This window comes from Curtobacterium sp. MCPF17_011, assembly GCF_003234145.1.
Taxonomy (GTDB): domain Bacteria; phylum Actinomycetota; class Actinomycetes; order Actinomycetales; family Microbacteriaceae; genus Curtobacterium.
On sequence record NZ_QKSK01000006.1, the window covers coordinates 153,147 to 179,378 of the forward strand.

The 26,232-nt window shown below is 70.7% G+C and carries 23 protein-coding genes; 11 read left to right on the forward strand and 12 right to left on the reverse strand.

Going from position 1 to position 26,232, the window contains the following annotated elements; all coding sequences use genetic code 11:
- Nucleotides 1–151 precede the first annotated feature (151 nt).
- Nucleotides 152–664 (forward strand): DUF6328 family protein, encoded by a 513-nt coding sequence (locus tag DEJ25_RS09535; RefSeq protein WP_111044529.1) that lies wholly within the window; start codon nt 152–154, stop codon nt 662–664.
- 31 nt (nt 665–695) lie between these two features.
- Here the strand turns inward: DEJ25_RS09535 and DEJ25_RS09540 are convergent, their stop codons facing one another.
- A complete protein-coding gene (locus DEJ25_RS09540; RefSeq protein WP_110904840.1) occupies nt 696–1,748 on the reverse strand; it encodes a Ku protein in 1,053 nt (350 codons plus the stop codon).
- Between the two features lie 94 nt (nt 1,749–1,842).
- Between DEJ25_RS09540 and DEJ25_RS09545 the strand changes: the two genes are divergently transcribed.
- From DEJ25_RS09545 to DEJ25_RS09560, 4 genes are all read left to right on the forward strand, one after another.
- Nucleotides 1,843–2,370, forward strand: a complete 528-nt coding sequence (locus tag DEJ25_RS09545; protein ID WP_146240647.1) for a hypothetical protein — start codon at nt 1,843–1,845, stop codon at nt 2,368–2,370.
- 113 nt (nt 2,371–2,483) lie between these two features.
- Nucleotides 2,484–3,374, forward strand: a complete 891-nt coding sequence (locus DEJ25_RS09550; RefSeq protein WP_110904842.1) for an SDR family oxidoreductase — start codon at nt 2,484–2,486, stop codon at nt 3,372–3,374.
- Nucleotides 3,371–5,935, forward strand: a complete 2,565-nt coding sequence (locus DEJ25_RS09555; RefSeq protein ID WP_111044531.1) for an ATP-dependent DNA ligase — start codon at nt 3,371–3,373, stop codon at nt 5,933–5,935. The genes DEJ25_RS09550 and DEJ25_RS09555 overlap by 4 nt, the downstream gene beginning before the upstream one ends.
- 171 nt (nt 5,936–6,106) lie before the next feature.
- Entirely contained in the window at nt 6,107–6,304 is a 198-nt protein-coding gene (locus DEJ25_RS09560; protein WP_110904844.1) for a hypothetical protein, read from the forward strand.
- Between the two features lie 33 nt (nt 6,305–6,337).
- Here the strand turns inward: DEJ25_RS09560 and DEJ25_RS09565 are convergent, their stop codons facing one another.
- The 9 genes from DEJ25_RS09565 to DEJ25_RS09605 all read right to left on the reverse strand — a co-directional run bounded on the left by DEJ25_RS09565 (nt 6,338) and on the right by DEJ25_RS09605 (nt 15,278).
- Nucleotides 6,338–6,517 (reverse strand): hypothetical protein, encoded by a 180-nt coding sequence (locus tag DEJ25_RS09565; protein ID WP_146236822.1) that lies wholly within the window; start codon nt 6,515–6,517, stop codon nt 6,338–6,340.
- A gap of 10 nt (nt 6,518–6,527) precedes the next feature.
- Nucleotides 6,528–7,493: a sugar phosphate isomerase/epimerase gene (locus DEJ25_RS09570; protein WP_181427397.1), complete on the reverse strand. Its 966-nt coding sequence runs from the start codon at nt 7,491–7,493 to the stop codon at nt 6,528–6,530.
- A 171-nt stretch (nt 7,494–7,664) separates the two neighbouring features.
- Complete coding sequence (locus DEJ25_RS09575; protein ID WP_181421687.1) at nt 7,665–8,426, reverse strand: ABC transporter permease; 762 nt, start codon at nt 8,424–8,426, stop codon at nt 7,665–7,667.
- Nucleotides 8,427–8,446: 20 nt separating this feature from the next.
- Nucleotides 8,447–9,190, reverse strand: a complete 744-nt coding sequence (locus tag DEJ25_RS09580; protein ID WP_181421688.1) for an ABC transporter permease — start codon at nt 9,188–9,190, stop codon at nt 8,447–8,449.
- Nucleotides 9,187–10,110 (reverse strand): ABC transporter ATP-binding protein, encoded by a 924-nt coding sequence (locus DEJ25_RS09585; protein ID WP_258366465.1) that lies wholly within the window; start codon nt 10,108–10,110, stop codon nt 9,187–9,189. Before DEJ25_RS09585 ends, DEJ25_RS09580 begins: the two co-directional genes overlap by 4 nt.
- A gap of 25 nt (nt 10,111–10,135) precedes the next feature.
- Nucleotides 10,136–11,215: a hypothetical protein gene (locus DEJ25_RS09590; RefSeq protein WP_111044533.1), complete on the reverse strand. Its 1,080-nt coding sequence runs from the start codon at nt 11,213–11,215 to the stop codon at nt 10,136–10,138.
- 361 nt (nt 11,216–11,576) lie between these two features.
- Nucleotides 11,577–12,260 (reverse strand): fumarylacetoacetate hydrolase family protein, encoded by a 684-nt coding sequence (locus DEJ25_RS09595; RefSeq protein ID WP_111044534.1) that lies wholly within the window; start codon nt 12,258–12,260, stop codon nt 11,577–11,579.
- A complete protein-coding gene (locus DEJ25_RS09600; RefSeq protein WP_111044535.1) occupies nt 12,257–12,724 on the reverse strand; it encodes a GtrA family protein in 468 nt (155 codons plus the stop codon). The genes DEJ25_RS09595 and DEJ25_RS09600 overlap by 4 nt, the downstream gene beginning before the upstream one ends.
- 79 nt (nt 12,725–12,803) lie before the next feature.
- Entirely contained in the window at nt 12,804–15,278 is a 2,475-nt protein-coding gene (locus tag DEJ25_RS09605) for a phosphoketolase (protein ID WP_111044536.1), read from the reverse strand.
- Between the two features lie 205 nt (nt 15,279–15,483).
- Here DEJ25_RS09605 and DEJ25_RS09610 point away from each other — a divergent pair, with 205 nt between their 5' ends.
- Complete coding sequence (locus DEJ25_RS09610) at nt 15,484–16,167, forward strand: hypothetical protein (protein ID WP_111044537.1); 684 nt, start codon at nt 15,484–15,486, stop codon at nt 16,165–16,167.
- 99 nt (nt 16,168–16,266) lie between these two features.
- On the opposite strand, the gene DEJ25_RS09615 is transcribed toward DEJ25_RS09610, so the two are convergent.
- Complete coding sequence (locus tag DEJ25_RS09615; protein WP_111044538.1) at nt 16,267–16,872, reverse strand: DUF1992 domain-containing protein; 606 nt, start codon at nt 16,870–16,872, stop codon at nt 16,267–16,269.
- A gap of 92 nt (nt 16,873–16,964) precedes the next feature.
- Between DEJ25_RS09615 and DEJ25_RS09620 the strand changes: the two genes are divergently transcribed.
- Nucleotides 16,965–18,029 (forward strand): sodium:calcium antiporter, encoded by a 1,065-nt coding sequence (locus tag DEJ25_RS09620; RefSeq protein WP_110905023.1) that lies wholly within the window; start codon nt 16,965–16,967, stop codon nt 18,027–18,029.
- Here the strand turns inward: DEJ25_RS09620 and DEJ25_RS09625 are convergent.
- Nucleotides 18,016–19,830, reverse strand: a complete 1,815-nt coding sequence (locus DEJ25_RS09625) for a glycoside hydrolase family 15 protein (protein ID WP_111044539.1) — start codon at nt 19,828–19,830, stop codon at nt 18,016–18,018. The two genes, DEJ25_RS09620 and DEJ25_RS09625, sit on opposite strands and share 14 nt — an antisense overlap.
- Before the next feature lie 151 nt (nt 19,831–19,981).
- Here DEJ25_RS09625 and DEJ25_RS09630 point away from each other — a divergent pair, with 151 nt between their 5' ends.
- From DEJ25_RS09630 to treS, 4 genes are all read left to right on the forward strand, one after another.
- Nucleotides 19,982–21,148, forward strand: coding sequence for an RtcB family protein (locus tag DEJ25_RS09630; protein ID WP_111044540.1), 1,167 nt, complete (start codon nt 19,982–19,984; stop codon nt 21,146–21,148).
- Nucleotides 21,149–21,270: 122 nt separating this feature from the next.
- Nucleotides 21,271–22,128 carry a DUF1206 domain-containing protein gene (locus DEJ25_RS09635; RefSeq protein WP_146240648.1) on the forward strand — a complete coding sequence of 286 codons (858 nt, stop codon included), beginning with the start codon at nt 21,271–21,273 and terminating at the stop codon, nt 22,126–22,128.
- A gap of 116 nt (nt 22,129–22,244) precedes the next feature.
- Complete coding sequence (locus DEJ25_RS09640; protein ID WP_111044542.1) at nt 22,245–23,789, forward strand: GAF domain-containing serine/threonine-protein kinase; 1,545 nt, start codon at nt 22,245–22,247, stop codon at nt 23,787–23,789.
- 58 nt (nt 23,790–23,847) lie between these two features.
- Complete coding sequence (gene treS / locus DEJ25_RS09645) at nt 23,848–26,187, forward strand: maltose alpha-D-glucosyltransferase (protein ID WP_258366279.1); 2,340 nt, start codon at nt 23,848–23,850, stop codon at nt 26,185–26,187.
- Nucleotides 26,188–26,232 lie beyond the last annotated feature (45 nt).

Below are 26,232 nucleotides of genomic sequence, written 5' to 3' on the forward strand. Positions count from 1 at the left end.
GACCGACGCGCCAGCGGCGGGCAGGCCGTGCCGATGGGGACCGGCTGCCAGGCTCTTGTGGAGTCATCCGTCCAGTGTCCCGCTGCTCGTGTTACACGCGCATGACGGCCCGGCTGCGGGCGGCGACGACGGCACTGCGTACATTCGGCGCATGAGCACGACCGACAGCGAGCCCCGCGGCACGGAGCGCGGGCGCAACGAGACCTCGGCGGAGCGCTGGGACCGCAACTGGGCCGACATCCAGCAGGAGCTCCGCATCGTCCAGACCGGCACGCAGATCCTCGGTGGGTTCCTCCTGACCCTGCCGTTCCAGCAGCGCTTCCGTTCCCTGACCGAGTTGCAGGAGACGACCTACCTCGTGCTGGTGGTCCTGGCCGTCGTCGTCACCGTGGTCGCGCTGTCCGCGGTCGCGACCCACCGCCTGGTGTTCCGGCAGCGTCAGAAGCACGAGCTGGTCCGGGCCGGCAACGTGATCCTGCTCGTCGCCCTGTTCGCCAGTGCGCTGCTGTTCGCCGGGACGGTGCTGTTCGTCTTCGACGTGGTGCTCGGCGACCGCGGCGGACTGGTCGGCGGTGCCGCGGTCTTCATCGGGACGGCTGCACTGTGGACGACGCTGCCGTTCGTCCTGCGACGGCGGACGGGTGGGTCGGGTCAGGGCAGCTGAGCAGCCGTCAGCGTCTCCGGCCGGGAGGCCCTCAACTCGCCTTCTTCTTCGCCGGCGCCCGCTTCGCGGCCGACTTCTCTGCAGCCGGCTCGTCCTCCGCGGGGGCCTTCTTCGCGGTCGACCGCTTCGCCGGAGCCTTCGCCGGGGCCGCCTTCGCCGGGGCCTTCGCGGCCGAGGCCCGCTTCGCCGCCGGCTTCCGGTCGGACGAGTCGTCCGCGTCGTCGTCGGAACCGGCCGTGCGCGATCGCGAGCCGGAGGTGGAACGCGACCCCGAGCCTCCCGACCGGGCTCCGCCCCCGCGGTTCTTGTCGACGGACGCGCGCAGTGCGGCCATCAGGTCGATGACGTCCCCACCGGTGTCGTCGTCGTCCGACTCGTCCTTGCCGAACGTCTCCGCGGTGTCGACATCGTCGCCCGCCTCGAGCTTCGCGTCGATGAGCTGCTGCAGCTCCTCCTGGTACTCGTCCGTGTAGCGGTCCGGGTCGAAGTCGGTCGACATGCTCTCGACGAGCGACGACGACATCTTCAGCTCGTTCGCGCTGACCTTGACCGACGTGTCGAGGGCCTTGAAGTCGGCAGCACGGACCTCGTCGCCCCACAGGAGCCCCTGCAGCAGCAGGACGTCGTCGTGCACGCGGAGCACCCCGAGCCGCGTCTTCTGCCGGAGCGTGAACTGCACGATCGCCAGGCGGTCGGTCTGCTCGAGCGTCTTCCGGAGCAGGACGTACGCCTTCGGGGAGCGGGAGTCCGGCTCCAGGTAGTACGTCTTCTCGAACATCATCGGGTCGACCTGGTCGACGGGCACGAACTCCAGGACCTCGACCTCGTGCGACTGCTCCTGCGGCAGCTGCTTGAAGTCGTCGGGGGTGAGGACCACCGTCTTCTCACCGTCGTCGTAGGCACGTTGGATGTCGCCGTACTCGACCTCGTGCCCGAGCTCGCACACCCGCTTGTACCGGATGCGTGCCTTGTCCTCGTCGTGGATCTGGTGCAGGGAGACGTCGTGCGTCTCGGTCGCCGCGTAGACCTTGATGGGCACGTTGACGAGCCCGAACGCGATGGAGCCCTTCCAGATCGACCTCATGCGCTCATGATGCTCGTGCGGACGGGTCACCGCTCCCGGTTCCGAGCGGATCGCCAGGTGCGGTGGGGTCGGGACCGGCGTATCGTCGCCGCCCATGACGGGGGAAGCGGCAGCGGGAGTGGACGATCGGCTGGACCTCGGCGGGTGGGTGCAGCTCGGACTGATGGTGCTCCTCGGAGCGGGGATCGCGGTCGTGGTCGGGGTGCTCATCGACGGTCCCTTCCCCTGGGTCACCGTCGTGGTCATCGGAGTGGCACTCGCCGTGGTGTTGCCGGTGGCGCAGCTGCGCCGGTGGTGGTCCCGTGGCGGGCGCTCCGCCGTCGTCGAGACCGGCTCCTGGTTGCGGTCCGGCCGGGTGCCGGAGGAGGTCCCGGACGCGGTGTGGCGACCGCGGGTCCGTCAGCTCGAGGACGAGACCACGGGGCGCCTGGTCAGCGCGTGGGGTGCCGCGGTGGTCACCCTCCTCTGGGCCGGCTCCGCGCTGGACGGCGACGGCGCGGACTGGGCGTTGGTCCTCGTGTGGGCGGTCGTCGCGACGGTCGGCCTGGTGGGGTCCTACCGCCGGCGTGGCGCGGCACGGCGGCTCCTCAGCACTCGGCACCCGGTCGTCTCGACCGACTGACGCTCGGCCCCGGCGCACGTCTCCCCCTCCACGGCCGGGAGGCACGTCCCGCGTTCTCCACGGACGTCGCCACTCCTGTGTCGCCGGTCCGGTTCCGCGAGCACGATGGGCCCATGAGCCAGCTCGACAAGCAGGACCCACGAGACCAGTACGCACGGCCGCCGTTCCCCGCGCAGACGCAGCAGGGGTCCGGGCGAGCGGCGGAGCTCGACCCGCCCGCCGACCACGGTGAGACGAGCTACCAGGGCACCGGACGCATGCGTGGGTACCGCGTCCTCGTCACCGGCGCCGACTCGGGCATCGGCCGAGCCGCCGCGATCGCGATGGCGAAGGAAGGGGCCGACGTCGCCCTGAACGCCCTGCCGGAGGAGATCGACGACCTCACCGAGGTCCGCGACCTCGTCGCCGACCTCGGGCGTTCGGCGGTGATGCTGCCCGGCGACCTGACGGACGAGGCGTTCTGCACCGAACTCGTCCGTACCGCCGTCGACCTGCTCGGGGGACTCGACGCGCTGGTCCTGGTCGCCGGACACCAGAAGGTGCACGCGGACATCACCGAACAGAGCACCGAGGACTTCGACCGCACCATGAAGGTCAACCTCTACTCGTTGTTCTGGCTGACCCGCGCCGTGGTGCCGCACCTGGCCCCGGGCAGCGCGATCGTCACGACGAGTTCGGTGTCGGCGTACGAGCCGCAGGACCGGATGATCGACTACGCCGCCACGAAGGCCGCCATCATCACGTACACGAACGGGCTCGCGCGGCAGCTCGCGGCGAAGGGCATCCGGGCCAACACCGTGGTCCCCGGCCCGGTGTGGACCCCGCTGCAGCCGATCAGCTACCCCGGTGACGAGATCGCGGCCTACGGGCAGGACACCCCGTTCGGCCGTCCGGCGCAGCCCGTCGAGCTCGGCAGCGCCTACGTCTACCTGGCCGGTCCCGAGTCGTCCTACACGTCGGGCACCACGCTGACGGTCGGCGGTGCCACGGGGGTCGCGCTGTGAGTCCGGTCGCCAAGAAGACGACGGTGCAGGTGGGGGACCGGCGGCTCGCGCTGACGAACCTCGACAAGGTGCTGTACCCGGAGACCGGCACGACGAAGGGGCAGGTGGTCGCCTACTACGAGCGGATCGCCCCGTGGATGATCCCGCATGTCACCGGCCGCCCGATGACCCGGAAGCGCTGGGCGAACGGCGTCGACGGCAAGGTGTTCTTCGAGAAGAACCTGCCCGACTCGGCACCCGACTGGATCCGGCACCACACCATCCACCACGAGCACCACGACGTCGAGTACCCCGTCGTCGACGACCTGCCGACGCTGGTGTGGATGGCGCAGCAGGCCTCGCTGGAGCTGCACGTGCCGCAGTGGCGGTTCGGCCCGCGCGGAGGGCACCAGAACCCCGACCGGCTCGTGCTCGACCTGGACCCGGGGGACGGCGTCGGCCTGGCCGAGTGCGTCGAGGTGGCGGTCGCGGCCCGGGCCGTGCTGCAGGGCATGGGTCTCGAGCCGTACCCGGTGACCTCCGGGTCGAAGGGCATCCACCTGTACGCGGCCCTCGACGGCACGGCGAGCGCCCAGCAGGTGTCCGACGTCGCCCACGAGCTGGCGAAGGCGCTGGAGCAGGACATGCCCGACCTGGTGCTGTCGTCCATGAGCCGGGCTGAGCGTGCCGGCAAGGTGTTCGTCGACTGGTCGCAGAACAACGGCAACAAGACCACGATCGCGCCGTACTCGCTGCGCGGCCGCTCGCACCCGACGGTCGCGGCACCCCGGACGTGGAAGGAGCTGACCGAACCCGGGCTGGCGCACCTGACCCTCGACCAGGTCCTCGAGCGGATGCCGGACCTCGGCGACCTGCTGCACCCGGTCGCCGCCGCTGCGCTCGGGGTCGGGCGTGCGGACTCCGGGCACTGGGACGGCGCCCGGACCGAGGAGGTGAACGAGCGCGAGCGCCGAGAACGCCAGGCGATGCAGGAACGTCAGGATCCCCAGGATCCCCAGGACCGCGTGGAACCGCAGGACCGCCTGACGACCTACCGCGCCAAGCGCGACGCGGCGAAGACCCCGGAGCCCGTTCCGCAAGCGTCCCCGACCGTCCGGACCGACGGCACTCCCACCTTCGTCATCCAGGAGCACCACGCCACCCGCAACCACTACGACTTCCGCCTAGAGCACGACGGCGTCCTGGTGAGCTGGGCGCTGCCGAAAGGCGAACCGACCGACCCCGGTGCCAACCACCTCGCCGTCCACACCGAGGACCACCCGCTGGAGTACGGCGGCTTCGAGGGGATCATCCCGGCGGGTGAGTACGGCGGTGGCACGGTGACGATCTGGGACGACGGCACCTACGAGCTCGAGAAGTGGCGCGAAGACGAAGAGGTGATCGTCACCCTGCACGGCCGGACCAACGGCGTCCGCCGACTCGCGCTCCTGCACACCCGCGGTCGTGGGCGCGGCCGGTCCGGGGACGAGAAGAGCTGGCTCATCCACCGGACGAAGGACCAGCCGACCGCCGACGGCGACCAGCCCGCCAGTACCGGTGCCAGCTCCGACTCCGGACGACCGGCTGCCGGATCGCGGATCGAACGGGCTGCCGAGTCGGACACGGTGCCGGATCAACGCCGTACCATGCAGGCGTCGTTGCAGAAGGGCGAGCCCGCTCTGGACCCCGAGCAGTGGGCGTTCGAGATGAAGTGGGACGGCGTCCGCGCCCTGGCCACGGTGCGCGACGGCACGGTGCGGCTCCGCAGCCGGAACGGGAACGACCTGACCGACCAGTACCCGGAGCTGCAGGAACTCGCCCAGCACGCCGGCGTGGACGGGGTCTTCGACGGGGAGATCGTGGCGCTCGACGAGCACGGGCGCCCGTCGTTCCAGCTGTTGCAGAACCGGATGGGACTGACGAGACCGCGAGAGGTCAGCGCTGCCCGGGCGGCGACCCCGGTGCACCTGCTGCTGTTCGACGTGCTCGAAGCCGACGGGCACGAACTCACCCGGCTCGGGTACACAGCGCGGCGTGAAGCCCTGCGTACGGTCGTCGAACCCGGTGGCGCGATCGGCGTCCCGTCCGAGTTCGACGGCGACCTCGCCGCGGCGATGAACGAGTCCCGGAAGCGAGGGCTCGAGGGTGTCGTGGCGAAGAAACGGTCATCGCGGTACGTCGAGGGTCGCCGCTCCGAGTCCTGGGTGAAGCTGAAGCACCACGCCACGCAAGAGGTCGTCGTCGGTGGGTGGAAGCCCGGGGCCGGCCGGCGCGAAGGGGGCATCGGGTCCCTGCTGCTCGGGATCCCGGGCGACGACGGTCTGGTCTACGTGGGCAAGGTCGGGACCGGGTTCCGCGACCGTGACCTCGACGAGATCGGGGCGGTGCTCGCCGACCTCGAGCAGGACGCTCCACCGTTCGTCGACGTCCCGCGACCGGACGCCAGGGACGCGCACTGGGTCCGGCCGGAGCGGGTGGGAGAAGTCGAGTTCGCGGAGTGGACGGGCGACGGACGACTCCGGCAGCCGTCGTGGCGTGGCTGGCGGAGCGACAAGGAGCCGGGCGACGTCGTGCGGGAGTGACGGGACTGCATCACGCGCCATGCGGACTCCGGAATCCGCATGCACAGGCATGAGGTCCGCCGCAGGCGAACTTCCGTCCCCCGTTGTCGTCGCACGCGGGGGACGATCACGCCGAGGACCGACGCCAGGCCGAGGGTGGCTGTTACGGTCCTCGGGACGGAAGGACGCGACATGGACGCGAGCAAGTACCTCCCGCCGTTCACCCAGGGGCAGCGCGGAGACACGGACGCAGACCAGCGGGACGACCAGGACGGCACGTCGGCATCAGGGCCCGCCGGCTGGACGGGCGAACGCCAGATGGTGGACGCGGGCGGCACCGAACACGAAGCCACCTACGCCGACTTCCTCGGCGACCAGGTCGACGACTGACGCTCCGGCCGAGCCTGACCGGTTGACCAGAGGTCAGGCTGCGGGGGCGGGGCCGTCCGCGGGTGCCCCGCCGGACTCCAGCGGCAGGTCCTCCTCGGCTGCAGCCCGCTCATCCGCATGGCCGGCGTCGACCGCAGCCGCCTTCGCCTCGTCGATGGCCTCCTGCGAAGCCTGCAGCGCGTCGTCGTTGCCGGGGTGTCCCTGATCAGTCATGGCCGCCACGCTACGCGGAGGTCGCTGGATCGGCTCGACGGGGCAACTCGACGCCGGGGAAACCCGGGACACCACGACTCCCCGGTGCGTCGTAGTCCACCGCCGAGGTCGGCGCGAGCGAGGTCGGCATCGCCGGTGCGGGTGTGCCACCGTGCGCATCGGCAGCGTCGAGCACGGCGCGGGTCGCGGCAGCAGCCACCCGGAGCGCCTCCGCGAGCGGCATCGCCCGGAGCGCGGGCGTGCGGACCTCCACACCCCACGGCTCGTCGAAGCCCAGGCCGCGGGCGGTGCGGACGAACCCGGGCAGGTCCCATGCCCCGGTGCCGGGCAGGTAGCGACCGTTCCGGGACTCGTCGGCCAGCGTCATGCCGTTCGGGATGTGCAGGAGTCCGTCGCTGAGTTCGACGGCGGCGAGCGTGGACGGGACGACCCCCTGACCGATCGACGCCAGGGTCGAGCCGCCGCGGAGCGCGTGCATCGCGTCGAGGAGCAGTCCGCCGTTCGGATGCCCGGCGGCGACGAAGCGGGAGGCCCGCTCCGCAGTGGCCAGGTTCGACCACGGCTCCGGTTCCAGGACCAGTCGTGCCCCGACGCCCTCACTCTGGACGGCGAGCCGGTCCCATGCCTCGGCCATGCGGGGGAGCGGCACGGCCGGCACGGCGTGGTCGGCGCGGACCACGACCTGCCAGGCGCGGAGGGTCGCAGCAGCCTCGAGGAGCACCCCGCGGTCGGCGTCGTGCTCGGAACCGCGGCGCCACCAGTCCCCGAGCGTGCCGACCTGGACCCAGACCACGCCGGCGTCGTCGAGCATCCGCCGGAGTGCGGCGAACCCGGTGGTGGCACGGACCTCGTGCAGGTCGTCGAGTGCGAGTGCGAGCCCGGAGAACCCGGCTCGGCCGACGGCGCTGACACGCTCGTCGACGGATTCGCGGCCAGCCCACGTCCAGGACGTGGCGAGCAGGTCGTGTTCCTCCACCGGATCACCTCCATGATCCGGACGTGCTCCACTGCGTCGTTGCAGCTGCTGCACACCCTGTCTGCGGATCGCTGCCTCGACCCGTCCCCCGGGCTCCGACGCAGCGTCAGGCACGGTTCTACGCCCGGTGTCTCCGAACGCTCCCAGCCCGCCGGGTCGACGAGCCACCCGTCATCCGATGGACATGGACTCGATCGCACCCGTTCGGCGTGCATGACGTTCGAGGACCAGCCAGATCGCGACCCCGACCACGCCCCACGCGATCCCGGCGATGACCGAGAGGGAGGACTCCATCAGGAGCGGTGGACCGCCCGTCGCCGTTGCCCTCCCTGCTGCCACCACGTGTGCGACGGGCAGGACCTGGGCGATCGACTGCAGGGGCGACCAGAGCGTCGCCACCGGCGCGACCGCGCCGCACAGCACGGTCAGCCCCTGCTCAGCGATGTTCGGGACCAGCATGCTGTCGCGGAGCACGAGCCCCAGCGCGGCGATCGACAGGCCGAGGCCGACCGAGACGACGGCGGCGAGGACGATGAGCCCGAAGACCGGGAGGGCCTGGGCGATCGAGGGGGCGTTCCTCGTGACGGCGAAGCTCGCGACCACGCTCACGATTCCCTGGACCACCCCGATGCTGGTCACGACGAACACGCGGGCAGTCCACACCAGCGCGCGGTTCGCTGGCGCGATCACGATGAAGGGGAGGGTCGCGTGCACTTGATCCGCGCTCAGCAGCGAGGACGACGACATCGTCGACATGACGCCAGCCACCGCCAGGCCCGCAGCGACCGCGTCCGGCGGCTCGATGCTCGATGTGCCGCTCGCGGACGCGACCGCGAGGTAGAGCGCAGCGAGCAGCGTCGGGGACCCGATGAGGACAACGAAGACCGTCGGACCGTTCAGGAACTCCGGCCGGGCCCGCACTGCGATCACCATGGCGTTCACGAACCCTCGCATCAGCTCAGACCCAGGGTCCCGGAGATGGTCGCCCTCCGGACGGCCGCGCGCATGGCGATCCCGGCCGCGACGAACCACACGGCAGAAGTCGCGGCCGTGAGGAAGGAGAACGCGACGGTGGTCATCAGGTCGGGCTGATCGGCGGCGGACACGGCGGAGGTGATCGGGAAGAGGTAGGCGACCGGAACGATCCAGTCCGGGAGAGCACCGAGCGGGATCACCACACCGGAGGCCAACCAGACGGGTGTCACGATCAACGACTCGTAGACCGTTGCCCCGCGGAGGACCACGAACACCGCTGCGAGGACGGACGCCGACGCGCTGCACGCGATGACGCAGGCGGCGATCACGACGACGCTTCCGCCCGTCACGGTCGGATGACCGCCGGTGACGAACTGCGCTGCGAGGGTCAACGGGAATCCCACCAGACCGATGAGCGCCGCTGCGGAAGCGAGGCTCCCGAACACGATCCCGGGCGGGAGCGTGCTGATCGCCATGTGCTCGAGCGTGCCCTGGAACCGTTGGAAGCCGATGATCCCGACGGCCAGGGTCGTCGTCGACCACACGCCAGCGATGCCAGCGACCAACCACAGGTCGTGGGGGACTGCGCGGCCGGACCCGGACAGCCCCAGTGTCCGCAGCACTTCGAACACGAGGGCGGACGAGACGCACTGGTGTGCGAAGAACGGGATGCGGAGCAGCTGCCGCCCGTGGAACCACGTGAGCAGGGCCAGCGTCCTCACGCCGCTCCGACCTTCGTGATGAACGCCAGGTAGGCCTCTTCGAGCGTGACGTCCCGTTGGACGGACCAGTCAGGTGTGATCTCCAGCGACCGGAAGAAGTCGGCAGTCGGTGCGAGGCCGTTTCCGATGAGATCGACGCGGTAGCCACGCCCGTCTTCCCGAGGGACGACCGCGGCGATCTGCGGATGCGCGAGCATGCGTTCCTCGCCGATCCCGAGATCGGCGGTCCACAGGGTGATGGCGCTGTCGACACCGCCGAGGGAGGCGATGTCCCGCGCCGACCCTCGCGCGACCGTCTTCCCGCCCGTGATCACCACGAGCTCGTCGGCCAGCTCATCGGCCTCCTGAAGGTGGTGGGTCGTCAGGAGGATCCCGCACCCCTTCGAGCGAAGGCGTCGGACGAGGTCACGGAGGTCTCTCGCGCCTTCCGGGTCGAGACCGATGGAGGGCTCGTCGAGGAGCAGGGCGACCGGGTCGTTCAGAACGGCGCGTGCGATGTGGAGCCGCTGCTTCATCCCGCGCGAGTACGTCTCCACCCGATCACGTTCGCGTCCGACGAGGCCGACGAGGCCGAGCGCATCCCGGACCTTCGCTTCGACACTCCGCCGGGGGAGCCCGGCGAGGGTTGCGAAGAAGCGGAGGTTCTCCAGAGCGCTTGCTCGCATGTAGAAACCGCGGTCGCCGCCCAGGACGAGCCCGAGGTGCTTCCGCGCCTGTTTCGGCGTCCGGACGGCATCGACACCGTTGACGGAGACCGAGCCGGAAGACGGCTGCAGCAGGGTGGAGGCCATCTTGATGGTGGTCGTCTTCCCAGCACCGTTCGGGCCGAGTACCGCCACGACCGCACCTCGCGCGATCGGGAGGTCCACTTCGTGGACGGCGACGAGCGCGCCGGCGCCGTGCCCGAACCTCCGGGTCACGGAGTCCAGTTGGAGTGCGAGAGCTTCAGTCAAGTTCAGCGCCCGATCTGTGTGCAGATGCACCGAGCGGGTCCTCGCCGTGCCGTTCGATCACCCGCTGCGCCGCGGCCGTTCGACCAGCAGCGTCGAGAGCCGCGGCGAGGATCTTCCTCGCACTCGACAGGCGCAGCGGAGCCCCTTCGCCCCCGAGCATGACGACGGCCCGTTCGGCGCAGGACGCAGCCCGCGGGAAGTCGGACGCTCGGTAGGCCACGTAGGCGGCGTACGACAATGCCTCCGGCAGTGATCCTCGATGCGCTTGCGACACGTTCTGGACGTGGGTCAGTGCGCCCTCCAGAGCGGCCGACCATCCGTCCGACATCGCGGCGACCTGCACTGCGTTGAGGTCGATCTGAGCAGCGTAGCGGGCACGCTGGTCCGGCTCGACCGAGACCAGATCCCCGGTGCGGGCTTCCCTGGCGGCGACCCCCAGGAGTCCTCTGGCCCGCTCGAGTTCACCGTTCATGGAACAGGCGAGCGCGTGGAGGTTGCGTGCTGTCGCTCGCATCGCGTTCCCGTCACCGTCGGACATGAGGTTCTCTCCAACCCATCGCTCGAGCAAGACGTCGAGTTCTGCGAGTGCCGCCACCCCACCTCCGGTGTCCCGGTCGCGTTTGATGCGCATCGCAGCGATCCGGATGTGCGCTGCTGCGATCACGTCTGGTGTGGTGTCGAACGCTGACCCGACGGACCGGAACGACACTTCAGCGAGGGCGGTTCGTCGGCTCGCCAGTGCCGACCCCAGCCAGCCGCGCAGCCGGGCCATGGCCGGACGACGTCGACTGCTGAGCAGTTCCTCGGCCATCTCTGCCGCCGTCGACCAGAAGCCTGCGATCGAGACGACTGCGTCGAGTTCTGCGATGGCACCTTGCTCGCTGACTTCGCCGGAGTCCCACCGGGCTGCGAACGGAGCAGCGTCTCCGAGCGGGTCTTCGACGATGGGATCTGCGCCGAGTTGGACCTGCGCGAGGGAGAAGAACTGTGCGGGTTCAGGGCTCGTTCTGACACCGAGGTCCGTCAGGTAGTTCGGGACCTGTTCCGGTCGGTGCTTCATCGGGGTGGTCACGGAAGCCAACGCGAGCCGTCGAGGAAGGGCGGGACTCACGGCTTCCAACGCCCCACGGCTGTTGGCCGCGGTCAGTTCCCTTGCGCGCTCGAGGACGCGCCGTTGTCTCGCTTGTTGCACGGTGTTCCCTCATCCGGGGCTGGTCCCCGACACCGGGGCTGCTCTCGCTCGCCCCGATGCCGGACGTCGATCAGGCGTGTGCCCAGGGCTGGAGGACCGTGGAGACGAAGCGGTCGTCCGCGAGTTCTGCCGTGATGGTGTCGATGCTCAATGTGCTCACCTCCTCAGTGCGGTGCACCGACCGTACCACTGATGTTCTGGATTGCAGTTCCGGGTACCGGAACGGCATCGCGTCTCCCGCTCAGACGATCCGCGTCTCGACCGTGCCCACGCCGGCGACCGCCCCGCGCAGCACCGATCCGCGGGACACCGGGCCGACGCCGTCCGGGGTCCCGGTGAAGAGCAGGTCGCCCGGTTCGAGGCGGACCGCCCGCGACAGCACGGCGATGGTCTCGGCAACGGACCAGATCTGGTCGGCCAGGTCGCCGGACTGCCGCAGCTCCCCGTCGACGTGCAGGGTGATGCTGCCCGAGCTCGGGTCGACGCCGGCGGCGGGGACGATCGTGCCGATCGGTGCGGAGGCGTCGAACCCCTTCGCCAGGTCCCACGGCCGCCCGAGCCGCTTCGCCTCGGCCTGCAGGTCACGCCGCGTCAGGTCGATGCCCACCGCGTAGCCCCAGACCAGGTCCCGGGCAGCGGAGACCGCGACGTCCCGGCCACCGGCTCCGAGTGCGACGACGAGCTCGACCTCGTACTCCAGCTGTGCGGTGAGGGTCGGGTACGGGGTGTCAGCGCCGTCGGTGGTCACGGCGTCCGCGGGCTTGCCGAAGAAGAAGGGCGGCTCGCGGTCCGGGTCGTGTCCCATCTCGCGCGCGTGGGCCGCGTAGTTGCGCCCGACGCAGTGGATGCGCCGCACCGGGAACCGGCCGCCGGTCGCGGTGGGGACGGACGGGAGCCCCGGGGCCGGGACGACGAGGTCGGTCACGCGTCCAGCGGGGCCGGCCGGGCGGGGAAGACGAAGCGGTTCATCGCCCAGTACCGGAAGCCCATGGCGATGAGCGTGCCGATGACGGGCCCGCTGATGAAGTCGGCCAGCTCCTGCCCGGCGAGGGACACGTTCGGCACCTCGAGTCCGAAGACGTACCGGGAGATCCAGAGCGGCGCCGAGTTCAGCGCGATGCCGATCAGGCTGACGACGAGGAACAGCAGCAGCTCGTGTCCGGTGCGCAGTTCACCGCGGTCGCCGAAGGACCACTTCTTGTTGAGGAAGTAGGAGACGACGGTCGCGACGGTGATGCCGATCGCCAGGGCGGTCACCGGGTGCTGCGGCATGACGAAGAACTTCAACCCGTAGTTGATGCCCATCGTGATGACGAAACCGAGACCGCCGACGACCAGGAACCGGAGCGCCGGGTGTTCGACGAGCGACCGGACGGAGAACGACTGCACCGGCCAACCCTAGACCGGCGTCGCCGGGCGCCCGCTGACCGGCTCGCCTTCCGGACCGACAGTCCGTTCAGCTGCCCGTTCAGTTGCCGGGTGCCGCACCTTCAGTCTCACCACGTCCCGGATCGCCGCCGGTGCCGCCGTCGGACGGCTCGTCCTGCGGCCAGCCGGTGAACTCCCATCCGGAGACCGCCTCGTGGTCCTCGCCCTTCGTGTAGGCGAACTCACGGGCGGCGGCCCGCGCATCGGTGAGTGCGGTGAGCAGGTCGGCGAACCGGCCGCTGCCGTCTGCGACGCGGGTGAGGGCGTCGTGCGCCAGGGCGTAGCGGTCCATCTCGTTGCGGATGAGCATGTCGAACGGGGACGTGGTGGTGCCCTGCTCGAGGAAGCCGTGGACGTGCAGGTCGTCGTGCCCGTGCCGCCGGTACGTCAGGTTGTGGACCAGCGAGGGGTAGCCGTGGAAGGCGAAGACCGCCGGCGTACCCGGCAGGAAGACCTCGTCGTACCGCTCGTCCGATGCCGGGTGCTCGTGCTTCCGTGGGTCGCCGATCGAGAGCAGGTCCACGACGTTGACCACACGGACACCGACGTCCGGGGCGTGCTTCCGGATGATGTCCGCGGCGGCGAGGGTCTCGACGGTGGGGACGTCCCCGGCGCTGGCGAGCACGACGTCGGTGCGGCCCACGGTCTGCTCCGTCCCGGCCCAGTCCCAGACGCCGAAGCCGGCGTCGGCGTGCGCGATGGCGTCCTCGAGCGACAGGAACACCGGTTCGGGGTGCTTGCCGGCGACGATCACCTCGATGCGGTCCGTGGTCTCCATCGCGTGCGCGGCGACGGCGAGCAGCGTGTTGGCGTCGGCGGGCAGCTTGATCCGGATGAGGTCCTGCTGCTTGGAAGCGACGACGTCGAGGAACCCGGGGTCCTGGTGCGAGAAGCCGTTGTGGTCCTGGCGCCAGACGTGGGAGGACAACAGGATCGTCAGGTTCGAGACGGGTGCGCGCCAGTCGATGTCGGTCGCGGCCTCGAGCCACTTCGCGTACTGGCCGACCATCGAGTCGATGATGTGGGCGAACGCCTCGTAGGTGTTGAAGACGCCGTGGCGTCCGCTGAGCACGTATCCCTCGAGCATGCCCTCGAGCAGGTGTTCCGAGAGCACCTCGATGACCCGACCGCGCGCGGCCATGTGTTCGTCGCCCTCGGCCCGGCGAGCGCGCCAGACCCGGGTGGTGACGTCGAACACGGCATCGAGTTTGTTCGAGATCGTCTCGTCGGGGCCGAACAGCCGGAAGTCCGACGGGTTGCGCTGGATGAGTTCGGCGACCCACGGCCCGAGCGTCCCGGTGGCGGAAGCGGTCTCTCCGACGGGAACGGCGAAGCGCTCGAGCCCCGGCCGGTCGAGCGCAGTGCGGATCCGGCCACCGTTGGCGTGCGGGGTCGCGCTCATCCGGGTGTCACCGGCCGGCCGGATCGTCCCGAGCAGACCGATCGGCCGGGCGTCCGCGTCGAAGAGCTCCTCGGGCCGGTAAGAGCGCATCCACTCCTCGAGCTGCTCGCGGTGCTCGTCGTTCTCGCGGACGTTCGGCAGCGGCACCTGGTGGGCGCGGAAGGTGCCCTCGACCTGCTGCCCGTCGACCACCTTCGGGCCGGTCCAGCCCTTCGGTGTGCGCAGGACGATCATCGGCCAGCGCGGGCGGAGGTCCGCGGCGCCGGCCATCTCGCCGGCGGCGGCACGGGCGGCCTGTGCGCGGGCGGCGGCCTGGATGTCGTCGATGGTGGCGAAGGCCCGGCGGAGGGCGCCGTCGAACAGGGCGTGCACCGCGAACGGGTCGTGATCGACGCGGCCGGAGTCGACGACGATCGGCTCGTAGCCGAGCCCGCGGAAGTAGGCCTGGAGGTCCTCGTCCGGGATGCGCGCGAGGACCGTCGGGTTCGCGATCTTGTAGCCGTTGAGGTTGAGGATCGGCAGGACCGCCCCGTCCGACACGGGGTCGAGGAACGTGTGTGCCTGCCACGACGCCGACAGCGGACCGGTCTCGGCCTCCCCGTCACCGACGACGCACGCGACGACGAGGTCCGGGTTGTCGAGGGCCGCTCCGTACGCGTGCGCGAGGGAGTAGCCGAGCTCACCGCCCTCGTTGATCGAACCGGGGGTGTTCGGTGCCGCGTGCGACGGGATGCCACCCGGGAACGAGAACTGCTTGAAGAACTTCCGCAGACCCTCGGGGTCGGAGGTGATCTCCGGGTAGAGCTCGTTCCAGGTGCCCTCGAGCCAGGCGTTCGCGTTCATCGCGGGACCACCGTGCCCGGGGCCGCAGATGTACAGGACGTCGCGGCCGGTCTCGCTGATCACGGCGTTGAGGTGTGCGTACACGAGATTGAGCGCGGGCGAGGTGCCCCAGTGACCGAGCAACCTCGGTTTGATGTCGGACGGCTCGAGCGGCCGTTCCAGCAGCGGGTCGTCGAGCAGGTAGATCTGCCCGACGGTGAGGTAGTTCGCGGCGCGCCACCAGGCGTCGATCGCGCGGATGCGGTCGGTGGACGAGTGCGGCGTCGACATGCTGCCCAGGCTACGAGGACGCCGATCCGGGGAATCCAGAAATCTCTCCAATCCGATCCGTGGACGGCCCCGAACCACTGTCACAAGCCGGGAAACACCCGCAGCGCTCACCAGCAGCTCACCGCTGGTTCTCCACCCCTTCGCGGGGTGTGTTCGGCGCGCTGTCACCCACCGCGCCGAGCGCGACAAGCAAAGGAATGAAGACATGCGCAAGTCCCTGAAGACCTCGATCACCCTCGCCACGACCGGAGCCCTCGTCCTCGGCGGCGCCGCGTTCGGTGTGTCCGCCGCGAACGCGTCGACCCCGACCGTGCACACCGTCTCCTCCAGCTCCGCCGCGAAGATCCCCGCACCGGTCGCCTCGGTCCCCGAGGTCCTCGGCGGCGACACCTCCGTCGCCCTCGACAAGGGCTTCACCGACGCCCTCACCTCCCTGAAGCTGACCCCGGGCGTCTCCGGCAACGCCAAGCTCGCCGACGGCGCCGTGTCCTTCCCGATCACCTCCGGCTCGGTCACCTACTGGAGCCCGGACGGCAAGTACCGCCCCTACGTGCAGGGCCTGCTGAACCACGACGACTCCGGCCTGACCCTCACGGCCGGCGACACCACCGTCACGCTCGAGAACTTCGTCGTGAACCCCGGCTCCTCGAAGCTCTACGGTGACGTCCTCGTCAACGGCAAGGTCGCCGCCCCGAACGCGTACCTGTTCTCCCTCCACGGCGGCTCGCTCAAGCCGCTGCAGCTCGAGGGCGACAACGCGATCCTGACCGGCACCACCGTCCACGTCTCCGACGACGCCGCGAAGCTGCTCAACGACACCTTCAAGACCGACGCCGTCACGGGCGGCCTGCTCGTCGGCACCGCCACCATCACCGCCCAGATCAAGTAACACCCCGATCTGACACACCACGACAACGCCGCCCCGCACCCGCGAGGCGGCGTTCTCGCGCGTCCGGTCCCAGCGCGACGGCGGGAGGCCCGGATCACCTCACCCGCGTCGGCGCCACCACCGGGACGGTCGGGTCTCGGCCGCATGCGCGGCCGCAGCCGACGCGGCGGCCGCGGCACGGGCCTCCCGTCGGTCCCGCCACCGCGCGACCTCGGCGTCGACGTCGCGCATCGGCGTGACCACCGGCGGCCCGCCGAGGAGCTGCCGACGCGCCTCCTTCACACGCGCGTTGAAGTCCACCAGGACGTCCCGGACGTCCGACTCCACTGAGAGTGCGTCCAGGTGGTCGTCGAGCTCGGCGTCCTCGGTCCGCAGGGCGAGGGCCGGCGGCGCGATCCCGCGGATGTCCTCACGCTCGATCTTCGACTTGATCCACCAGTCCGGGTCGTGCTGGCCGTCGAGGCCCGGCAGCGGCTTGCCGTGGTACGGATTGCCCTCGAACACCCCGCGGCGCTCGGCCTCCGCGATCCGGGCACGGGCGTGGGCGGCGACGTCGGCGGCCTTGAGCAGCTGTCGTTCCTCGCGCTCGGCACGGACCTCGTCCGGGTCGAGGGAACCCCGTTCGACCTCGCTGTCCACGAGCTGCTGGTAGCGGTACCGCGCGGCCTTCCGCAGGCGGTCCATCCGGGCGTCGACGTCGTTCATCGTCGGGCCATGATGCCCTGGACCCCCGACGAAGCCGTCCAGCCGGCGCGTACCGGAGGACGACCCAGCCGTCGGGGTGCATCGTCACCCTCGTGGATACCCTGCCCCTCTGGTTGCTCGTCGTCGTCTTCGTCGCCGGTGCGGCCGTGATCTGGATCGCCGGCATCCAGCTGTCCAAGACGACCGACGTGCTCGACGCCCGCCTGCACCTCGGCAGTGCGCTCGGCGGGCTCATCGTCCTCGCCGTGGCGACGAACCTCCCCGAGATCGCGATCACCGTCAGCGCCGGCCTCTCCGGCTCGATCGAGGTCGCCGCGGGCAACATCCTCGGCGGCATCGCGATCCAGACCGTCGTCATCGCCGTGCTCGACGCGTTCGGCAGGCGCGGGAAGGGCGTCAAGCCGATCACCTACCGCGCCGCCTCGTTGACGCTGGTGCTCGAGGCGCTCGTCGTCGTCGCCGTCCTGGCCGTCGTCATCGCGGGCAGCCAGCTCCCGCCGGACCTCGTCGTCGCGCGGCTCACCCCCGACGTCGTGCTCATCGCCGTCATCTGGGCCGTCGGGCTCCTCCTCGTGCAGCGAGCCGGCACGGGACTGCCGTGGCACGAGAGCGGGCACGCGCCGGACGCCAGCCCGCACGCATCCGGCCACCGCACTCGCAAGCAGGACACGACACCGGCGATGAGCACCCGGAAGGCGGTGGTCGTCTTCACGGTGTCCGCCCTCGCGACCCTCGTCGCCGGTGTCGTGCTCGAACGGGCCGGCGACGCGGCTTCGGGTCAGATCGGACTGTCCGGCGTGCTGTTCGGGGCGACCGTCCTGGCCCTCGCGACGAGCCTGCCGGAGATCTCCACGGGCCTCCAGGCCGTCAAGCAGGGCGACGACAACCTGGCAGTGTCCGACATCTTCGGCGGCAACGCCTTCCTGCCGGTGCTGTTCCTCGTCGCCACCGTGCTCTCGGGCAAGGCGGTGCTGCCCCAGGCGAACGCGAGCGACGTGTACCTGACGGCGCTCGCGGCGCTGCTGACCCTGGTCTACGCTGTGGGGCTCGTGTTCCGGCCGCAGCGGCGGATCGTCGGGATGGGCATCGACTCGTTCGTCGTCGTCGTGCTCTACCTGGTGGGGGTCGCCGGCCTGGTGGCGATCACGGTCGGCTGACCTCCTCGATGGTCAGCGCGGCCTGGATGAGCGCCAGGTGCGACAGCCCCTGCGGGAGGTTGCCCATGAACTCGCCGTCCTCGCTGATCATCTCGCTGAACAGACCCACCTCGTTCGCCTGGTCGACCATCTCGTCCATCAGGTGTTCCGCGTCGTCGTGCCGGCCCACGCACGCCATCGCGGCGGCCAACCAGAACGAGCACGCGACGAACGGCGACTCCTCGTCCTCGATGCCGGAGTACCGGTAGACGAGTGGGCCGCGCTGCAGCTGCTCCTCGATCGCCCGGATCGTCGACTCCATCCGGGGCCCACGGTCGAACGTCGACATCGCGTGCAGCAGGATCGAGGTGTCCAGGGCGTCCGAGCCCGGGTACATCACGTAGTGGCCGAGCTCCTCGTCCCATCCGTGCTCGCCGACCCACTGCTCGATGAGCTCGCGGTTCTCGACCCACTTGTCCCGCGGGCCGTCGATCATGCCGGCGTCGTGCAGCTCGACCGCGGCGTCGAGCGCCTGCCAGCAGCCGATCTTGCTCGTGACGTAGTGCTGTGCGTCCTCGAGTTCCCACATGCCCGAGTCCCGTTCCACCCAGCGGTGGCAGGCGTCGTCGGCCAGGTCCTGCAGCACCGACGCGGTCTTCCGGTCGAGCACGTTGCCGGCGTTGACGTACTGGCGCATGATCGCGAAGACGTCGCCCCAGACGCCGAGCTGCAGCTGGTCACCGGCGCGGTTGCCGATGGTCACGGGTCCGATGCCGGTCCACCCCGGGACGTCACGCTCCTCGACCGTGTCGCTCTTCGAACCGTCCAGGCCGTAGAAGATCGGCATCGTCTCGTCGTGTTCGGCGATGGTCCGCATCACCCACGAGACGGCCGCGTGCGTCTCCTCGCGCAGGCCGAAGCGCGTGAGCGCGTTGACCGTGTACGCGAGGTCCCGGACCCAGGCGAACCGGTAGTCCCAGTTCTTCCCGCCGTCGCGGTTCTCCGGGAGGCTCGTGGTCGGCGCCGCCGCGATCGCTCCGGTCGGCGAGGAGATCAGCAGCTTCAAGGCGAGGGCGCTCCGCTGCACGGCCTCGGACCATGGTCCGTCGTAGGAGAACTCCGTCGACCACGTCGACCAGTTCTCGATCGTGCGGTCGATGCCCTCCATCGAGCGCTGCGGGTCGGGCATGAAGATCGGTTCGTCGTGCGTGCCCACGATCGTCAGGATGTGCTTCGACCCCTCGGCCGTGTGGAAGCGTCCCGAGAACCGCGGCCCGTCGTCGTGCACCGGTTCGAAGCCCTGCTCGACGACCGCGATGGTGATGCCGTCGATCCCGATGACGGTGCCGTTCACGGTGTCGAGACGTTCCGGCTCGGCGGTGTTCAGCAGCGTGCCCGGGACGACGGCCCACTCCATCTCGACGGACCCCTCGACGCCCTGCACGCAGCGGCCGATCTCGGCCCACGGCAGGCGACCGGCGACCCCCGTCACCATCGCGTCCGTCACGGTGGCCTGTCCTGAGGACGTCGTCCAGGTGGAGAGCAGGACGTTCGTCCCCGGTATGTACTTCCGGGAGACCGAGGCGTCGTCGTCGACCGGTCGGAGGGCGACGTGCCCACCGTGCTCGCCGTCGAGGATGCTCGCGAACACCGGTGGCGAGTCCATCGCGGGGATCGGCAGCCAGTCGATCCGGCCGTCCCGGGCGATGAGTGCCACGGTCCGGCCGTCACCGATCGCGCCGTAGGAGCGGAGCGGGACGTACCCGTCGGTGCGCTCCTCGTTGTCGGTGGCGTCGGGGGTGTCCCGTGTCCGTTCGGTCATGGCTCCATCGTGCCCGGAACGGCTCGACGTGCCGCGGACGCCACGTACCCCGGATGTGCCCTCGTGCAGGTGTTCGTGGGCACGCTACGCTTCTCGGTTCTGCCCGGACGGGCGGACCGTCACCCCGACGTCGTCCGACAGGGACACCACCATGCAGAAGATCACGAACCGCTTGCTCTCCTGGGCCTCGATGCTCGAGGAGAGCACCGAGCAGCAGGCCCGCACGACCGCGGACATGCCCTTCGTCTACCCGCACCTCGCGCTGATGCCGGACGCGCACCTCGGGCTCGGCGCCACCGTCGGGTCGGTCATCCCGACCCTCGGCGCGGTGATGCCCGCCGCGGTGGGCGTCGACATCGGCTGCGGCATGATCGCGGTGCGCACCGGGTTCCATCGCTCCGACCTACCGACGGACCTCCGGCCGCTCCGGGAGTCGATCGAACGGGCGATCCCGGTGTCCGCCGGGGCGTCGAACCGGACGATCGTCGAGACCGCCGCCCCGCGCATCGCCGACCTCGAAGCCCGGGCCGAGCGGGCCGGCTTCGACCCGGCCGGGGCGCTCGCCAAGTGGCGGAACCAGCTCGGCACGCTCGGCTCGGGCAACCACTTCATCGAGGTCTCGCTCGACGAGGACGACCGGGTCTGGCTGTTCCTGCACTCCGGCTCCCGTGGTGTCGGCAACAAGATCGCCCAGCGTCACATCGCGGTCGCCAAACACGCCATGGAACGCTGGTGGATCGAGTTGCCGGACCCCGACCTCGCCTACCTGGTGGAGGGCACCGCGGAGTTCGACCGGTACATCGCCGAACTGCGGTGGGCGCAGCACTTCGCCCTGCTCAACCGCGAGGAGATGATGGACCGCGTCGTCCGGCAGCTCGCGGGCGTGGTCGACAGCGAGGTGCAGGAGCTCGAGCGGATCAACTGCCACCACAACTTCACCCAGCGTGAGGAGCACTGGGGCAAGTCGGTCTGGGTGTCCCGCAAGGGTGCGATCCAGGCGAGGTCCGGGCAGCCCGGGCTCATCCCGGGGTCGATGGGCACGGCGTCGTACGTGGTCGAGGGGCGGGGCAACAAGCCGTCGCTCGAGTCTTCGCCGCACGGCGCGGGCCGGTCGTACTCGCGGTCTGCGGCCCGGCGCACGTTCACACACGAGCAACTCCGGCAGGCGATGGTCGGCATCGAGTACCGCGACACCGACGCGTTCCTCGACGAGATCCCGGCCGCGTACAAGCCCATCGACCAGGTGATGGCGGACGCCGCCGACCTGGTCACGGTGCGGCACACGCTGCGGCAGATCGTGAACGTCAAGGGGGACTGACCCCGCGACACGACGACGGACGGGAGGCCCGTGACGGCCTGGCCACGGGCCTCCCGTCCGCCGCGGCGTCACCGGACCGGGACCGGCCGGACAGGGACCGCGTGGTCGGGCAAGCTCATGGGGTGACCGACGCAGCACAGGACGCAGCCCGCGAGACCGGACGACAGGCGCGCCGGGCCGCCGACAGTCGGTGGTTCGAGACCACGGCCAGGGCCGGGTTCGTCGGCACCGGCGTCGTGCACCTGCTCATCGGGTACCTCGCGGTGCTGCTCGGCATCGGCACCGCCGCGGCCGGCAGTGGCGCGCAGGGCTCGCAGTCGGGGGACACCGACCAGTCCGGCGCCCTCGCGCAGCTCGCCTCGGTGCCCGGCGGGGTCGTGCTCCTCTGGATCGTCGCCGTCGGGACCGCCGCACTGACCGTCCGACTCGTCGTCGAGGCCGTCGTCGGCGGGCGCACCGACGACGCGCGCGCCTGGCTGGCCCGGGCGTCGAACGTCGGCAGGGCCGTGGTCTCCGGAGTGATCGCGTACTCCTCGGCCAGTCACGCGCTCGGTGCGGGGAAGAGCTCGAGCGGGTCGACGCGGAGCGCGGCGGCCACGGCCCTCGCGACACCGGGCGGGGTCGTGCTCCTGTTCCTCGTCGCGGCCGTCGCGATCGCCATCGGCGTCGGCCTCGTCGTGATCGGCCTCCGCGGGTCGTGGGAGAAGAAGCTCCGTCCGCAGCCGCGGTCCCTGCGTCGGCCCGTGGCGGTGCTCGCGACGCTCGGCTACATCGCGAAGGGGGTCGCCGTGGTCATCGTCGGGGTGCTCGTGGCCGTGGCGGCCGTCCGGAGCGACCCGGACCAGGCGAGCGGGCTGGACGGGGCGTTCGATGCCCTCCGGTCGATGCCGGGAGGCTCCGTCGTGCTCGTCGTGGTGGGGCTCGGGTTCGCGGCGTTCGGCGTCTACAGCTTCTTCCGGGCACGGTACGCGCGGATCTGACCGCGCCCACGGGATCGTGGCGGACGGTGCGGCCCCCGTGATGGGATGATGCATCGTCGAGTTCTCGACACCAGCGTCGGCGCATCGCGAGTCGCCCACACCGAAGACGAGGAAGCATGGTTCCGACGGAGGGACAGCAGGAGAGCGCTGCGCTCCTGGCAGGCCGGTACCGCTTGGAGCAGGTGATCGGTCGCGGCGGCATGTCCGTCGTCCACCGGGCGTGGGACGAGAGCCTGGACCGGCCCGTCGCCGTGAAGCTCTTCCACCCCGGCATCGTCGACATCGCGCGCCAGGAAGCCGAGCAGGGCGTCCTGGCCTCGCTCGACCACCACAACCTGGTCAGCCTGCTCGACGCCGGCGTCGTCGAGGACGAGCGCGGGTCCGTGCAGCGGTTCATCGTGATGGCGCTCGTGCACGGCCAGGACCTCGAGGAGCGGTTGTCGCTCGGGCCGCTCGCCTCCCGGCACATCGCCGAGATCGGCTTCGACATGGCCGAGGCGCTCGACTACATCCACGCGCAGGGCGTCGTCCACCGCGACATCAAGCCGTCGAACATCCTGCTCGTCGACTACGGCAACGGGTCCGACCGAGCGCGGGCGCGACTCACCGACTTCGGGATCGCCCTGGCCGCCGGGGTCGAGCGACTCACCGCGGACGGCGTGACGACCGGGACTGCCGCGTACCTCAGCCCGGAGCAGGCGCGCGGCACCGAGGTCGGCCCGGCCAGCGACGTGTACTCGCTCGGCCTGGTGCTGCTGCAGTGCTTCACCCGGCGGCGCGAGTTCCCGGGATCGCTCGTCGAGTCGGCGCTGGCGCGGCTGTCGCGGGACCCGGTGGTCCCGGAGCCGTTGCCCGAGCACTGGCGGCAGGCGCTCGCGGCCATGACCGCGCAGGACCCGGCGGCTCGGCCGGTCGGCGGCGAGCTGGTCGCGTTGCTCCGACACGTGGTGATCGCGGACACGGCAGCGGACGAGCCGCAGGCTGACGCCCCGCCGACGACGGGGCCCACCACCGGGGCGCCCGGCGGCACCGCTGCCGCCGCGGCAGGCACGGCCGACAGCGTCCCGGCGCGCCCGACGACGCTCGATGTCCTGCCGGAGGAAGCGCTGCAGCGGACCACCGCGATGGCGGCCCGGCTGTTCGACGCGCCGATCGCCCTCATCGAGGTGCTCGACGAGGACCGGGAGTGGTCGCAGTCCTACGTCGCGGACGGCATCGACAAGTCCGCACGGAGCATCACCTTCCGCAACGGCTTCGCACCGGTGCCGGTCCCGGTCGTGATCCCGGACGGGTCGACCCACCCTGAGATGCGGAACAGCCCGCTCGTCACCGGTCCGCTCGGCATCCGGTTCTACGTCAGCGTGCCCCTGGTCCGCCACGACGGCGTGACGATCGGCACCCTCGCGGTGCTCGACTCGCGTCCCCGCACGGCCGACGACGCCGACATGGCGAACCTGCGGGACCTCGCCGCACTGGCGGTCACCCAGCTGGAGCTCCGGCAGGAGTCCCTGCGCACCAGCGACGCGTTCCCGCTGCCGCACACCGGGGGAGCGCACACCGTCGGTCCCCGCACCGGAGGCTCCCACGCGGGGGCCCTGCACACCGGTGGCAGGCACACCGGGGATGTCCGCGCCACGCCGGAGCCGGACCGCGCTGGCTGACCACCGGTGAACCGGCGGTCGTCCGCGGCATCGCGTGACTAGCGTGGGGTCCGTGGACATGGACGACGAGGCATCCCGGATGGACGAGCGGGTCGCGGACGAGCAGATCACCGGCGACCGGCTCCCGGTGGGTGGTGTCCCGGAGCGGGGCGCCGACCAGGGCGACGACGAACCGGGCACCGAGGACACGACGTCGTCGGTTCCCGAGATCACCTACGACGAGCAGCTGTACCCGGCGCGACCCCGTCGCCTGCGGCCCCGGGTGAACCTGCGCGGCGGCAGTCTGCAGCGCCGGTTCTCCGACCCGCGCGCGGCGAACGGTGAGAACCCCGCCTACATCGAGTGGCTCGTCCGACAGTCGATGCTCAAGGACGCGGACGTCCTGAGTCGCCAGCTGTCGGGGACGCCCGCCATGTGGCGGAACCCCTACGCCCGACCGGACGCCCGGCGTGCCGTGGCGACCTCGGACGTCTGGTTCACGGCCTACCCGATCTCGCTCATCACCCGCCAAGGGGAGTCCTTCCTGACGGCGCTCGCCGACCCCGAGCTGTGGTCGGCGTTCGAGCAGATCGGCATCAACGGCGTGCACACCGGCCCGGTGAAGCGCGCCGGCGGCATCCGCGGCTGGCAGGAGACCCCCAGCGTCGACGGCCACTTCGACCGGATCGGGACGCAGATCGACCCGACCTTCGGCGACGAGGAGACGTTCCAGCGGATGACCGACGTCGCCGAGGAGCACGGCGGCAGCATCATCGACGACATCGTCCCGGGGCACACCGGCAAGGGTGCCGACTTCCGCCTGGCCGAGATGGCGTTCAAGGACTACCCCGGGATCTACCACATGGTGGAGATCCCGCCGGAGGAGTGGCACCTGCTCCCGACCGTGCCGGAGCACCGCGACTCGCTCAACCTGGACGCCGCGACCGAGTCGGCCCTCGCCGAGCGCGGCTACATCATCGGTGAGCTGCAGCGGGTGATCTTCCACCAGCCCGGGGTCAAGGAGACGAACTGGAGCGTCACGGCCCCGGTCGTCGGCGTCGACGGCACCACCCGGCGCTGGGTCTACCTGCACTACTTCAAGGAGGGGCAGCCGTCCGTCAACTGGCTCGACCCGACCTTCGCCGGCATGCGTCTGGTGATCGGTGACGCCCTGCACTCGCTCGGCGACCTGGGCACCAGCGCGCTCCGGTTGGACGCCAACGGGTTCCTGGGCGTGGAGAAGAGCGCCGAAGGTGCACCGGGCTGGTCCGAGGGACACCCGCTCTCGCACGCGGCGAACCACGTCATCGCGGGCATGGTGCGCAAGGTCGGTGGCTTCACCTTCCAGGAACTCAACCTGACGATCGAGGACATCCGTGACACCGGAGCCGTCGGCGCCGATCTGTCGTACGACTTCATCAACCGGCCGGCGTACCACCACGCCCTCGCCACGGGTGACACCGAGTTCCTCCGTCTGACCCTCCGCACCTCGCTGGAGCTCGGCGTCGAACCGGTGAGCCTCGTGCACGGTATGCAGAACCACGACGAGCTCACCTACGAGCTCGTGCACTGGGCGACCCTGCACCAGGACGACGTCTACACGTTCCACGGCGAGGAGACCACGGGTGGAGCGCTCGCCGAGCGGATCCGCGCGGACCTCACCGAGGCGCTGACCGGCGAGGCCGCGGACTACAACCTGGTGTTCACGACGAACGGCATCGCCTGCACGACGGCGTCGCTCATCGCCGCGACCCAGGGGCACACGACCCTCGACGACATCGAGGACGAGGACGTCCCGCAGATCCGCGACGCGCACCTGCTGCTCGCCGCCTTCAACGCCTGGCAGCCCGGGGTCTTCGCGATGTCCGGGTGGGACCTGCTCGGGTCGCTGACGCTCCCGCGGGAACTCGTCACCGACCTCATCGCCGAGGGCGACACCCGGTGGATCGAGCGCGGCGCACACGACCTGCTCGGCGTGGCACCGGACACCGAGCGCTCTGCGTCCGGCATGCCGCGGGCCCGCTCCCTCTACGGTCCGCTGCCGGAACAGCTCGAGCGGCGGGACTCGTTCGCGTCCCGGCTCAGCGAGCTCCTGCGGGTCCGCACCGAGTACGGCATCGCGTCGGCACGCCAGGTGGACGTCCCCGAGGTCGCGCACCGCGGGATGCTCGTGATGGTGCACGAACTCGAGTCGACGGACGAGACGGGTGAGCCGGTCGTGCAGATCACCGTGCTCAACATGACGGACACCGCGCTCGACGGGACCATCCGGTCGGAGTCGCTCCCGCACGGTGCGACGGTCCTCGACGCCACGGACCACAGCGAGCTCGGCACCGTCGACGACCTGTGCAGCTTCCCGCTGAGCATCGGCGCGTACGGCTCCCGCTTCCTGGTGCTCCGCCGCACGACCGAGCAGTGACGACGGCGCCGGCCGCCGTCCCGGTCCCGCGTGATCGGGACGGCG

What these genes read in the sequence shown, in the direction of transcription:
- DEJ25_RS09640 (WP_111044542.1), top strand. Translation starts at nt 22,245, where the DNA reads ATGGTTCCGACGGAGGGACAGCAGGAGAGCGCTGCGCTCCTGGCAGGC.
- DEJ25_RS09540 (WP_110904840.1), bottom strand. Translation starts at nt 1,748, where the DNA reads ATGAGGTCGATCTGGAAGGGCTCCATCGCGTTCGGGCTCGTCAACGTG.
- DEJ25_RS09625 (WP_111044539.1), bottom strand. Translation starts at nt 19,830, where the DNA reads ATGACCGAACGGACACGGGACACCCCCGACGCCACCGACAACGAGGAG.
- DEJ25_RS09575 (WP_181421687.1), bottom strand. Translation starts at nt 8,426, where the DNA reads ATGGTGATCGCAGTGCGGGCCCGGCCGGAGTTCCTGAACGGTCCGACG.
- DEJ25_RS09630 (WP_111044540.1), top strand. Translation starts at nt 19,982, where the DNA reads ATGCAGAAGATCACGAACCGCTTGCTCTCCTGGGCCTCGATGCTCGAG.
- DEJ25_RS09550 (WP_110904842.1), top strand. Translation starts at nt 2,484, where the DNA reads ATGAGCCAGCTCGACAAGCAGGACCCACGAGACCAGTACGCACGGCCG.
- DEJ25_RS09535 (WP_111044529.1), top strand. Translation starts at nt 152, where the DNA reads ATGAGCACGACCGACAGCGAGCCCCGCGGCACGGAGCGCGGGCGCAAC.
- DEJ25_RS09545 (WP_146240647.1), top strand. Translation starts at nt 1,843, where the DNA reads ATGACGGGGGAAGCGGCAGCGGGAGTGGACGATCGGCTGGACCTCGGC.
- DEJ25_RS09605 (WP_111044536.1), bottom strand. Translation starts at nt 15,278, where the DNA reads ATGTCGACGCCGCACTCGTCCACCGACCGCATCCGCGCGATCGACGCC.
- treS (WP_258366279.1), top strand. Translation starts at nt 23,848, where the DNA reads ATGGACGACGAGGCATCCCGGATGGACGAGCGGGTCGCGGACGAGCAG.
- DEJ25_RS09565 (WP_146236822.1), bottom strand. Translation starts at nt 6,517, where the DNA reads ATGACTGATCAGGGACACCCCGGCAACGACGACGCGCTGCAGGCTTCG.
- DEJ25_RS09560 (WP_110904844.1), top strand. Translation starts at nt 6,107, where the DNA reads ATGGACGCGAGCAAGTACCTCCCGCCGTTCACCCAGGGGCAGCGCGGA.
- DEJ25_RS09610 (WP_111044537.1), top strand. Translation starts at nt 15,484, where the DNA reads ATGCGCAAGTCCCTGAAGACCTCGATCACCCTCGCCACGACCGGAGCC.
- DEJ25_RS09615 (WP_111044538.1), bottom strand. Translation starts at nt 16,872, where the DNA reads ATGAACGACGTCGACGCCCGGATGGACCGCCTGCGGAAGGCCGCGCGG.